Raw genomic sequence first — 12,609 nt, forward strand, 5'->3', positions numbered from 1 at the left:
TATCGACGGCGTTCATATAGTTCCTTCATCATGGCAGTTGCCCCATGAGTTTATATGTTTCCTCTACATGTAAAGGCATCTCGTATATATCGTTCAAAGGTTCTTTTGTGACATTTTCATATCCTGCCACCAACAGATTAAAATCGATCTTACCTTTATATTCCTGTATCTTACGGATCAGGAGCTGTCGGTCATTCCTTACCTTACTGACAAATAAGACACGATGATCTATGACAGTCAGAGATAATGCGTTTGCGTATAACTCCTCATTGACCAAGCGGTTGTACGCTCTGATTTTTCTTTCCAGTCGCTCCTGCTTTGGATACGATCTTTCCAACTCTAAATACACCAATACCGCAGATGTCTTTGTCCTATCCTTGTGTTTGAATATCAAGACAGCATCCGGCCGGTTGGAAGCCTCTTCCAGATATGCTTCCTTTTCATTAAGTATTTCATCCACATACCAGTTCGATACACCTTGTTCGTATGCCTGTTGTAAGATGTCACAAACAGTGGCCACTTGCACTTGATGATACATGTAATAAGGACTGTAGTTTAAAAATGCTTTTGTATTGTCCTTTGTCTCATATCCCATATCTTCCATGTACTGGAGACCTCGTTTCCCTAAAGTAACGATCTTGTATCCGGTCCGGAAACTTGCTGTATGGTTCGCAGGTATGAATGTCCTCTCTATGATCAAGAAGTCGTGCAGAGCCAGTTGTAGGATACGTCTGTCGATCGTCTCTTTTTTTCTCCCCTCATACGCAAATAACTGTATATAGTCCATATCCACGAATCCGTGTCTAGCGATCCGGATCATCAGTTCAATATCGTCGTCCAATATTCTCGGTTTATTCTTATGTCCCATCACTAATTCCTCCTTTAGTTATCATAATAAATAGTTTATATTAAAGTAATAGTTACTATATCTATACAGTAGTATCAAGTAGTATATATAGTTATATCATGAGATAGATATATATGAGGATAAGGGGGGCAAGGTTCTGATTTAAGGCATAAAGCAGCGTTCCGTAAGGTTGTTATAGTTTATATTATTTTATAAGGTAAAATAAGGTAATTGTCCAGAATTTTGAAGTCTGAATTAGCCTTTAAATAAAGGATTTCATGGCGAAAAAGTGTGACATATATCGTACAGTATTCGGCACATATGTCGGCACAGCTCTAGGCACAGTAACCGGCACAGCAAATTCCATAGATCTTCGTCCTACTTCGACATGATGAACGGCAAGATGGCGAGGAGGAAGATGATCGCATAACAGACCGTGATGGCCGTCTGTATCCTGCCGTAATATCGATATCCACCATATCCCAAGATAGCACAGATGAATACGATCGTAAGTCCTCCGACTTGCTCATCCTGCAATGCTTTCCATGTATCCCGGAATACCTGCTGCACACTCAACAGCAGGTAGGAATCACTGATCCTTGTCATGAACTGAAAGAAGATGAACAACCCAAGAATCGATGAGATCAGGATCACCGGTCGGCGTTGTCCCTTTGGGAGGAGCTGCGATATCTTATACAATAGAAATCTTATCCGTCCCATTCTCCATCACCTTTCTTTCGTCTTTTTATTTTACGGAATACGATCTTTTCTGCCTCTTCTTTCGACAGGAAGTCACGACGCATCAAACTGCGTGCTTCGTTACGGTTCTTCTCTGTATTCATTTCCGCCTGCACATTCTCTCCTTCCTTGTGTGGTACTACTTTTCCGGCATTATACCGATATGGCGGATCCACTTCTACGAGTACCGTTTTGGCGATACGGTTGTCCTCTGTAGATACATATCCGATCCGGTCGGGAAGTCCCTGCAGACCATCGATATCCGGATGGCCGGGAAGGTTTGCGGACATACGCACGGCTCCATCACGCCCCTGTCGGAAGGTCACCTTCGTACCAGCATTCCCAAGGACGGCCTTCAGGAAGCCTTGCTGGAACTGTTCCAGATATTGCGTCATCGGGATCAGTGCCATACCGCCTTTCCTCAGCTCCGCCAACCAGCGCTCGTAGATATCGAACTGCACCTTGTGACATTCATCGATGAAGGTCAGATGTAGCCGTGAATTATCCGGACGCTTCAGACCGATCAGATAATATTTTAAAGAGATATATCCGACGATGATCCGTAGGTCATTGTCATTGAGACCTTTCAGATTGAATAAGATGATGTCACCTTTTTCGATCCACTCTGAAATCTTCCGCAACCCATCATACTTACTATGCATACCGAACATGAGCTTCTTCTTCGGCGTATTGATGAAAGGATCGGTACGGTTCAGGATCGGATCTACCTGTTGTTTATCGAAACGCCCTTTTAGGAAGGCACATGCATCATCCGCATATACATTATCCTTCAGTCGCTCATACAGTCGCTCACGCATCGTTTCATCCTGAAACATCTTTGGGATATCCATGATCGTATGCTCATCTTCATCCAGTAGGATCGTATTGATTGCACTGGTGATCATACGGTCTACCTGTACAGTGACTGCGGAACCGAACAACATCCGGAAATAGTCCAGGATCTCGGTAGAGGGGACATCCTTATTCAATAAGGAGATAGGAAAGATACAATCCTCATACCCAAAATCGATATAATGGATCTTTTCACGCAGCTTCATGATATCATGACCATCCGCCTGCAGCTTCAGCATCATATCGATGACCCCCAGCACACTGGTCTCTGCAGGATCGAAGAACGTGAAGCCCGGTATGTTCTTCTTCCCCTGTACGATAGATGTCAGGATATCGCGCATCATCTCCTCCGCAAAGCTCGATTTTCCGGAACCGGTCTGTCCGGAGATGACCATATGTTTCCGCAGCTGTAGCTGCTTCAGGAAGACCACACGATCCTGCATCGGATGATAGACATGTCCGCATTTGATCCCGGACGCAAATTCTTCCTCCTTCAATGTCCGCTGACCGATCTCAAGTTTGTGTATCCGTTTCAGTATCTCAAGATCCTTCTTATTGTAGAAGGTCGGGATCTGAAACAGGTTCATCAGTTCGTTTCCTGTCAGTTTGGAAAATTTATAGGTATCCCGATAGATCGCCCGAAGCTCCTTTTCTCCTGCTGTCAGATTGATGATCGTATTCGTGATCTCCAGGATCTGGTTTCTCTGGTATCTCGTCTTTCCGGATACCTTGATCATCACCTGCACATCGACATCCGTACTCACACCTCGTAACATGCTCTTCGTTGCACTGTAATTCTTTTCGACACTGAAATCGATCGTGATCCTCGTCTTGTTGCGCATCGTCCCCAGGATGAACAGGAAGATCTGATCATCCCGGAAGGTCGCAAGGCTCTTTTTCGTATCTTTCGCATGATCCAGCACATCATCCGTAAACAAGGTATGTACTGTCGTATACGGCGTGAGCGGTCTCACCGCTTCGAATACGTTCGCCTTATCCTGGAACATGTTCTGCAGGCTGTTCAGGACGAGCCCATTCTCTCTTTCATCACTCACCTGTAAGTAGAAAGAGATCATCCCATCCGTTTGATCCTTACCGTCGCAATCGATGATGAAACGATAATCCAGGATACAGTTTGGATCGAAGAGCTTCGATAGACGATCTCGCAACGATCGACGCCTTTTCGTTCCGGACAATGTCTTTAAAAACATCCGCATCGTATCTGCCTGGAACTGATGATCATATCTTGGTAATATCTGATATAACATTCCGCCTTCCTCCTAACACCTATATCTCTCCAAGAGGAGTAAGCATCCGTTCTCCATATCCCAGGATATCGTCCGGTGTGAGCCATTCCGGTTTCTTTTCGGGAGGAAAACTCTCATACAAGGCCTGCATGATCTCAATCTGCTCCCATTCATCATTGGCCCAAAGGTCCTTGGCATTTCGGTTGCCATATCCCAGATAATAGTTACAGTCCTCCACCATCCGGGAGAGGAGCTGATAGCGGAACGTCTCATCATGTTTCAATATTTCTTCTAGTACCATATCTTCACCTCATCTCAATAAAACTCGTTTCGATCGACCATGCCACGAAACGATATGATCGCATCTGCATCGCTTACGAAGTCGAAACTTTCTTCTACCGGTTCACCATCCGGAGATTTGATCCAATAGGTCAGCGTACCGAATGGATCCATGCCGGAGCGCAGGATGTATCCCTGATATTCATCCACGAGCTTACCGTCTGCCTCCATGATCATCTCCAATTCTTCCACATATATCTTTTCTGTAAAATGGCCATCACCAAGGATCCCCTCCACATACTTGCGCCACCTTTCTTCTACTTCCTTCATCATGATGTACCAATATTCCTGATATAGGACCTGATGTTGTTCCTCGTATCCCTCACTTTCCATAAGGGCATCACTTTCCAGGGCATCTTTCCAATATCCTTCGCTCTCTTCCATCTTTTCCTGTAGTTCATATAAGCGGTGGATGATGTCTGCTTTCCTTCCTATCATATCGGATCCTCCTCTTACTTTTCATAGAAGCCGTTTCCCAGGCTGCTCTCTTCTACCATCTTATAGATCCTCGCTTTCCCATCGATCCACTGTACACGCATCCGGACCAGATACCGGCTCGTATCGTTCCTGTCCGCATGCTGTGTCTGTGCAGTGTAGATGACATAAACTTCAAAGTCATCATCCGCTATCCTGTCGATAGCGCTGTCCATCGATGTGACCTGTGTTTCTGTCGTTTCTTCTTTTTTGATACGTTTGCTCTCTCTTCGCATGGCCGCAAGCTCATCCTTACTCAGATCCGGTACCAGTGACTGGTACAAGTCATCGCTGAGAAGTTCCTTGACCGGTTCGATACGATCCAGGAAGATATCACTGCTGCGGCCTTCGCTCTTCACTCTCACGAAGCGTTCTGCTGCGCTCTTACAGGCCTCTTCCACATCATTGGGAACATCCGACTGAGGAGATGGCTCCGTTGTTGGCTTTTTCTGTATCGTGGTACTGCTCTGCTGCGAGTTCACCTTCGTTTCTGATGGCTGATTCATCCATAGGAATGCTGCCGTCACAGCTATGAGGATACCCATAGACACGATCGTTTTCTTTTCCATATTTCACCTCTGTCCATTATTTGAATTTGATGTATTTTTCCGGATCCACACTGCCTTCTGTCGTTGCGATCACAGGGGTTGAGAAATGCATCTCCATATGTACATGGGATGCTGTCGAATTACCCGAATGTCCCTGGCTGCCGATCCGTTGTCCTTTCTTTATGCTCTGTCCTGTCTTGACGTCCACATCCTTCATATGGCAAAGTAGGATATAGAGTTCTTTTCCTTTATACTTCATTTTCAGTTGGATAAAGTTTCCGGCACCGGCATAAGCACCACCCGGGCACATATTTCCAAGGTATCCGCCATCTGCAGGACAGCTCGAGGATGCCTGATATACCTTCGCATCACCGGGAGCGTAGATCGATGCACCATAGGAGCCATCCAAATCGACACCATAATGGAAGTCACCGATCGATGGTCGATTCCCATACCCACTGGTGAGCGTATAGCCCTTCAATGGTGGGATCAATGTCCCATCCCCACTGATAAAATCCAAGGCGTCATAGTAGGACATCACCTTATCGGCATAAGGAGGATCTCCATAGACGCTCCATCCGGTCTTTCCCTTCATGATATCGGAAAATTCCTGAGCTGCTTCCAGTGTCCATCGTCCACCTTTTTCACGATCGATCCATTCGATGAATCCATTTCCGAAATTATATCCACCTAATGCCACCCGGATGCGACCTTCATCGGATGCATCCTTGACCTTCGCCCTTTTCAGGCAATCCTGCAGCTCTTTGATACCGCAGCGGATCGAGTAATGCGGATCCTTGATCCCATTGGGTATCTGCGGATATTTTTTGTTGAACGGCCCTTCCGATGCCTGCATAGGATCACTGCCTGTCCCACCGGATTCTACCTGCATCACTGCCAGGATCAGATCCACATAATCTTCCATGCCTTCCAGCTTGGCGATCTTGGACACATAGGGACGATAATATTCGACAGAGGAACTGAGATTGTTTTTGGGCGTCTCATTCCCATCTCTCACACCACCGCCAAGGAACATCAGAAACACCATCATGATAATGATAAGGGGAAGGAAAAGGAGAAGGAGCTTCTTAATCGCCTTCATTTAGGAGGTTCTCCTCTTCCTGCGGCAGTGTATCCTCTTCCGGTTTTGTTGAAGCCTCATGTTCTGCCGGCACATCCTGTTCGTTTATCGGTCCGCTCTCTTGTCCTCCTTCATCGACATCCATTCCTGCAGGCACACTGTTTGGATCATCCGGCTGCTGCGTAGCTTGTGTAGGTTCTGTGTTCATTTCTACATCTGGGCTGTCTTCTGTAGAAGCTGACGATGTTTCTTCCGTTGCCTCTTCAGAATCCGTATGTTTCGCAGCTTCTGTAGGAATAGGATCATCATCCGAGCGATCTTTCAGATCATCTTCTGTTTCAGGATCCACTGTTTCCGGAACTCCTCCCACATCTGAGATATCCGGGGCTCCTGCATCCTCGATAAGATCATCGTCATCGTCCATATCGATATCCAACATATCTTCTTCCGCTATATCCGCTTCATCGCTCAGGTCTTCCTCTTCCTGCGTTTCTGCGCTCATGTTCTGTATGTCAGCTGCATGTTCTTCATCGAATGGTTCACCATTATCTCCCGGATCCGTTTCCTGTGCCCCACCATCGATGTCTTCCTGTGTCTCAGAAGTCATTTCATCAGATCCTTCTGTTTCACTCTCTGCTTCTGTAGGCGCACCCTCACTATTTGTGGCAGGACCAGCCTGTCCAGCCAGTTCGCTGTCACCATCTGCAGGTGCTTCCTCATGATCCACAGAGTCCACATCATCCTGTATATCGTCCGCATACATATCGGGATCTTTTTCATCTCGCAAGGCGTTGTCATCATAGCTGCTATCATATGGATCATCATGATCACGAAGATCACCATCATCACTTTCTCCATAGCCACCTGTTCCACTGCCGTTTCCTTCACCGCCCCCATCAAACGCATCACTTTGTGAAGCAGAGCCTTTCAACTGTCGGTACGTCGACATCGGAGAGGTACCCAACAGCATTCCTTCTGCCACGATCTTTCCATCTTCCATCAGTTTCGACATGATCGTCGGTAGATTCTTGATCACGAATCTGAGCAGGACGATGAGGATCACATCGACTGCCAGCATGAGCAGGACACTGTAAGCGGATATCTTCGTGCATAATTCTACCAGGAAGAACAGTGCCATACTGAACAGGATATCCGCAAAGATCGTGACCATGCACCACATGAGCCTGTCTGTGAACCATTGGCGAGCTTTGCGTCCATGCTTGAGCAGCCACCAGATGAGTTGATATACACTCAATCCCAGAACGATATATTTTGAGGCCTTTACAGCCCCTAAGCCGATACAGATCGCTGCGATGACGATACTGATCGCACCACGATGTACTAACAAGACGAAGGAGAGTCCCAAGACCCGCATTGCGGAACCACCATCATGCGTGATCGCATGATTTCCGAACTTGTCATATTCATCCTCCGCATTGTCTTGTGATGGATCGTTCAGGAGGCGCTGTACTCGCTTTCCTACCTTTTCGATAGCATCCTTATCGTCCGAACCGGCGATCTTCGCAAGATCTGTCGTACCGAAATGTCGTACCATGAACGGCTGTTTCTGCAAGATATCGAAGATGTTCTGCTTGTTCATGATCTCCGGATCTTCCTTCTTTTCTCCGAATACGAACGTTTCCGTCAACATCTGTGACGTCACGTTCTCGAACCCATTCGCAATCTTGCGTCCATTCTGACCGATGAAGGTGATGAAGGTCATCGATAGGAAGGCGGTAAGCACGATCTGTACGATCTGTTGCCATCGTACGATCCTGGTAAAGTCTTTGATGAGCTTATACAGGATAGAGGACAATGCAGCTATCAGGAGCACTTTATTGATCCAGGAATTGGGATCGCTCCAATCGAAAATGACCTTGTCGATCATATCAAAGATCCCCTGTATGACGGTCCCCAAAAAGCTGGAGGATACCAAGTTATAGATCGTCAACACGAAGAAGGAGATCACGAACCCGATCATTTCCAGAAGCAGCGTGATCAAATTCATGAAACATGTGACGATGGAATCCCCATCAAGCAGGTTGAACCCTTTGGTCTTCGCTGTCATACTGGAATTATAGAGATTCTTGATATAATCCTGGTCCATTTCTTTTTTTCTCGTATCGTTATCTAAACTGATGATCGCATCCGAGAGAAAATCCGAAGTATTGGTATCTGCCTTTTCTTCATCGTTCTTCTGTGCTGTCGTCTCTCCCGGAGAATTACCGTTGCCGATCGCTCCATCCATAGATTCCGCATGGATACCTGTCGGGACCAGCAGCAGGAACAGCAAGCTCAGGATGGTGAGGCATCTACGCCATCTCATGACTTCGCCCCCTGTTCATCGATATCCTTGAAGGTGCGGAAGGCATCCGAGAACATCGGCAAGATCGCCATCTTCGTCAGGCATTTGCGGTTGTTGTAATCACAGTATAAGAAATTGTGCTGCTTTGCCTGGTCGACACCTTCCTCCTTCGTTCGATCCTGCAGGATAGCGGACAGCGTGGAATTGCCATCCAGATCGAAATGGCACAGGATACGCTGGATCTCGTCCTTGCTCTTCATATTGCCGATGAAGAACTGTCCGGTATTGTTGATGATGGAATCCGGAAGATCGCTCCAGTTCTGCAGGATGATCAGCATATCACACAGCTCCGATCTTGCGATCAGATTGTTGTTCACCAATACGGACATACCACCCGGGACTGTCGAATACAGTTTTGCCTCATCGAACAGCATCGTCTTCGCTTGTCCTTTGTACATACGCAAGAACATGTTCGTGATCTCATTGACCTTTCCCAGGATGAGGGAGAAGATCCGATGTTCCAGATTCCCGGAATCATAGTTATAGGTGAGCGAATCTTTGGAATACACCGGCATCTTCGCGAACGTGATCAGATTGAAGGGGCGATCGAGACGGAACACCTTCGAGATATCGGTATCATCGTCCCCGAAGAACAGGCGGGCCATCGGATCATTGTGCAGGGAATACAGGCTGCGTGCTAGTTTGGGATCCTTGTTCATCATGACATCGACCAACCTTCGCATCGTGATCCGTGTGATCTTTCCACTGTTGATTGCTTCGCTCAGCTCCATATATGCTTCATCGACCTGCATCAGATCGACCTCCTGCTGTGGATTGATGGCACGCACCAGGGCGATGATATCATTCTTGGCCGCTGCCAATGCATCTAAGGGAGAATCCGGATGTAATAGGAAGGCATCGAACATACCGTTTGGACAAGATGGATCTCCGATGATGAGGTGAGAGGTCAGATCACCGAAGCGATCCAACAGCTTCACGAGCTTGTGACGGTCACCTTTTGGATCGACCAATAGCAGCCGGTGCCCATAGAAGATCATGGAGAGGAGTGCAAAATAGTTGGCTATCTGTGATTTTCCGGAACCGGTCTCTCCGACAAAGGCCACCGTAGAGGACCCTGTCTGCGTCAATCCCTTGATCGGAGCCTCGATGTCGATCCGTACCGGCAGGTCTGCAGGTCTCGTATATGTGAGCACGACTCCTTTGTCTGCTTCTCCTATGTATAAGCCACCGAAAAAATTAAAATGCGCAAAGTACAAAACGTCTGTTAGATTCACATACCGGTAACAGCTATTCTTATATGGAAACAGGTGTTCCGCAAGCTGTTCCTGTTCCCCGATCGCATACGTCAACTGGATCCGTTTCCCTTCGAATCTCTTCTGCAGCTTGTCGCTGCGCTTCATCAGCATGTCCTGCGTATTGGCACGGATGCGCAGCATCATCTGCCAGCGGATCTTGGAATCTTCGATGGATGGATCCACATCTTCTCCGATCTTCGCAAGCTCGAAGGCTTTCTGTGCTTCCTTGTCCTTTCGTCCGCTGCTCTGCCAGTAACGGCGTGCATTCTTATGGATCTCCTCACGTTTTCCGGTCATATTGCTCTTGAAGGTCTGCGTATGCTCCAGATCGAACTTGATGATCGTGTCGACAGGGAAGGTATAGAGCTGGATCTCATTGACTGCCACATTCGCACGATACCCATCCTCCAATCGATCCTGGATGAGTTTATCTGCGATGAGCACTCGAGAATACAGCTCCCGGAATCCACCTTTGTTCTTCAGCGTCTGATAATGATATTCCAGCTCCGTTGCCTGCGGGATCGTGTAATAATCGGATATCGGTATCTCGATCGGGATCGCCAGATAATCATATAGATGCTGTATCTCTTTCTTGTCCGGTCGTTCCACACTCAGATCCATAGTCAATTTCTTGTATATCTGTTCATCGATGACCTCACTCAGATCGACCATCCGCTTTTCCAACGGATCGTTGTTCTTACTCAGCCAACCACTCAACCACTTTTTCTTCAATGGATCACGGTTGTCTGTAAAGCATATATGTATCCGATAGCGATACTTGATACCACTTGTCAGCTGAGCTTTGATATCCTTCATGAAGGAGCGATACAGCTTCTCTGTCTGTGGATCACCATTCGTCTCATATAACGTCTTATAATGCTTTAGGATACCCTGTTCATCGATGCGCTGTGGCAGGATATAGATCGCTCCCGGCATATTGACGGAAAGGATCTTACGATGCAGGTTATCGATCAGCGTCTGTAGCTGATGATCGGATGCATACAGGCTATTCATCGGACGGATCTCATAGTGATAACAGATACATTCCTTACAGTAGACGATGTTTCCTTCTCCATAGCTGTAATAAGGTTCAACGTACACACCGATGCACTCTCCCTTCTCTTTCCTTCGATAATCTATGTGTATGTCCTTGGGAATCATACAGGATGCGATAGTTCTTCACATCCCGATAGTAGAACGTGATCAGCTTGTTCTTGCGGCTCTCCCGGTCGATCTCTGTCAGGAACATCACAGCGCCGATCTCCAGTACCGCAGCGATCGCGATCGACAACAGGATCCCCAAGGATCCGAACAGATGATACGCAGGGATACCGATGGGGATCAGTGCAAACAACAGACCGCCCAGCATCACGAGTACCATCCCCCAGCCATTCAGTTCGATCCCGATATAGGGGATATACAGCTTCTGCTTGTGTGTCTCGACAGCCGTATAATTATAGGCGCTCTTCATGATGGCCCTCTAGATCTTGACGCCTACGAACCGCAATGCTTTCAGGACGAGGTCCCATATCCACTTGAGAGGTTTCGTCAGGAAGGAGATGATCGATGACGGCTCTATCTGCGCGATGATGGTGAATGCGATCAACACGATGAACCCGATGACGATCTCATCGATGACGGACTGCCATTTCCCACCGGTGCGGCGCAGAGATTCCTTTGCGCTGCGCAACAGGAACACCATGAGCGCCACGAATACGATGAGCAATACCAAATAATAAATGACCTTGAATCCTTCTAATTTTGTAAAATCCATACCTAATACTCCTCCTTTGAAATGATCTTGTTCGTTTTTCTATCGAACAGGAAACGCACGCTACGTTCCTGTTGGAATAGTTCCTTCGTTTCATAGCGGACGATCACATCTGCCTGTATCTCATCCTCATTCTGTATGGCGGATTGTAGACTGACGAATACCGGTTTCGTATCCGGATCCAATGGTTTCAGCGTTTCCGGATCCTGCATCAGGAGCCGTGCCTGTTCCAGATCAGCGGCATAGGTCGTAAAGAACAACTGGATCGTATTCGTGATCTCCTGCTTCTCCTGTTCCGTACAGTCCGTTCCCTTGATATCTTCTTTTTCTGTCTCCAGTCCTTTTTTCATATCTTCCTTCATAGCAGCTGGCGCAGTTGATATCATCGAGATCGGACGATCCACGATATAGTGACCATCTTTTTGAATAGAACGTATCGCGATATATGTTGTTTGTCGTTTCCTCTTGCCTTCGTCGTCTTTCAGATCGAGGGATACGCTGGCATAGGATGTGAGCCGGCCTTCCTCTGTATCGGATGGCTCCACCTGATATACTTCTACGGTTCCTACCTCGGCACTCTTGATCTTTTGATCATAGGATACGTTCCAGCTTCCTCCGGTCGTGAATTCCTGTAAGAACTGTTGACTTTCTTCATCCTTGGGATATTTATAATAGTTTTTTATATAATCCTCCAGGAAACTATAGTCGTTCACCGCTACTGCAGGCGTTATGTCCGGTCGTTCCTGAGCAAGGGAACGGAATCCTCCCAGCAGACCGATGCCTACGATCAGATACAGAACTGCTTTCTTCAATCGCACGATACGCCGTTGTCGCTTCATCAGCTTCTGTAGATGTGCTTCCAGTTCCTCCTCTGTATGTTCTACCTGTTTTCCCTCACTTCCTTCTGTGTGCTCTTCTATGTCTTGATCCAGGTGTTTATGTAGCCGTTTGAACAGCATCCTCCTCACTCCTGGTATATTTAAGTTACTCATATAATGAGTAATAAATTTAATATACCAGTTCTCCTTTCCACCTGAATTATTTGGTATCACTTCAGGTTGTGATAAAATGTGTAATTGTGAATGTGGATT

Annotated in this window: 12 protein-coding genes; all 12 read right to left on the bottom strand. The window is 46.9% G+C overall.

Going from position 1 to position 12,609, the window contains the following annotated elements:
* Positions 1 to 28 precede the first annotated feature (28 nt).
* Positions 29 to 868 (bottom strand): replication-relaxation family protein, encoded by an 840-nt coding sequence (locus NE665_RS18785; protein WP_008819065.1) that lies wholly within the window; start codon positions 866 to 868, stop codon positions 29 to 31.
* Positions 869 to 1,225: 357 nt separating this feature from the next.
* Complete coding sequence (locus NE665_RS18790) at positions 1,226 to 1,567, bottom strand: hypothetical protein (protein ID WP_008819066.1); 342 nt, start codon at positions 1,565 to 1,567, stop codon at positions 1,226 to 1,228.
* Positions 1,555 to 3,705 carry an ATP-binding protein gene (locus NE665_RS18795; protein ID WP_217780392.1) on the bottom strand — a complete coding sequence of 717 codons (2,151 nt, stop codon included), beginning with the start codon at positions 3,703 to 3,705 and terminating at the stop codon, positions 1,555 to 1,557. The genes NE665_RS18790 and NE665_RS18795 overlap by 13 nt, the downstream gene beginning before the upstream one ends.
* A gap of 19 nt (positions 3,706 to 3,724) precedes the next feature.
* Positions 3,725 to 3,985 (bottom strand): LPD11 domain-containing protein, encoded by a 261-nt coding sequence (locus NE665_RS18800; protein ID WP_009270415.1) that lies wholly within the window; start codon positions 3,983 to 3,985, stop codon positions 3,725 to 3,727.
* 14 nt (positions 3,986 to 3,999) lie between these two features.
* Positions 4,000 to 4,461: a hypothetical protein gene (locus NE665_RS18805; protein WP_217780391.1), complete on the bottom strand. Its 462-nt coding sequence runs from the start codon at positions 4,459 to 4,461 to the stop codon at positions 4,000 to 4,002.
* Between the two features lie 14 nt (positions 4,462 to 4,475).
* Complete coding sequence (locus NE665_RS18810; RefSeq protein ID WP_217780390.1) at positions 4,476 to 5,066, bottom strand: hypothetical protein; 591 nt, start codon at positions 5,064 to 5,066, stop codon at positions 4,476 to 4,478.
* Between the two features lie 16 nt (positions 5,067 to 5,082).
* Positions 5,083 to 6,147 (bottom strand): lysozyme family protein, encoded by a 1,065-nt coding sequence (locus NE665_RS18815; protein WP_233104780.1) that lies wholly within the window; start codon positions 6,145 to 6,147, stop codon positions 5,083 to 5,085.
* Positions 6,134 to 8,452, bottom strand: a complete 2,319-nt coding sequence (locus NE665_RS18820; protein ID WP_233104779.1) for a hypothetical protein — start codon at positions 8,450 to 8,452, stop codon at positions 6,134 to 6,136. Before NE665_RS18820 ends, NE665_RS18815 begins: the two co-directional genes overlap by 14 nt.
* Positions 8,449 to 10,848, bottom strand: coding sequence for an ATP-binding protein (locus tag NE665_RS18825; RefSeq protein ID WP_217780387.1), 2,400 nt, complete (start codon positions 10,846 to 10,848; stop codon positions 8,449 to 8,451). The genes NE665_RS18820 and NE665_RS18825 overlap by 4 nt, the downstream gene beginning before the upstream one ends.
* On the bottom strand, positions 10,838 to 11,218 hold the full coding sequence (locus tag NE665_RS18830; RefSeq protein WP_002609133.1) for a hypothetical protein: 381 nt from the start codon (positions 11,216 to 11,218) through the stop codon (positions 10,838 to 10,840). The genes NE665_RS18825 and NE665_RS18830 overlap by 11 nt, the downstream gene beginning before the upstream one ends.
* Before the next feature lie 9 nt (positions 11,219 to 11,227).
* The gene (locus NE665_RS18835; RefSeq protein WP_002609134.1) at positions 11,228 to 11,521 is read right to left on the bottom strand and encodes a hypothetical protein; all 294 of its coding nucleotides are present in this window, start codon (positions 11,519 to 11,521) and stop codon (positions 11,228 to 11,230) included.
* 2 nt (positions 11,522 to 11,523) lie between these two features.
* Positions 11,524 to 12,477, bottom strand: a complete 954-nt coding sequence (locus NE665_RS18840; protein ID WP_217780386.1) for a conjugal transfer protein — start codon at positions 12,475 to 12,477, stop codon at positions 11,524 to 11,526.
* Between the last annotated feature and the right edge of the window lie 132 nt (positions 12,478 to 12,609).

This window comes from Clostridium sp. DFI.1.208 (assembly GCF_024463855.1).
Classification (GTDB): Bacteria; Bacillota_I; Bacilli_A; order Erysipelotrichales; family Erysipelotrichaceae; genus Clostridium_AQ.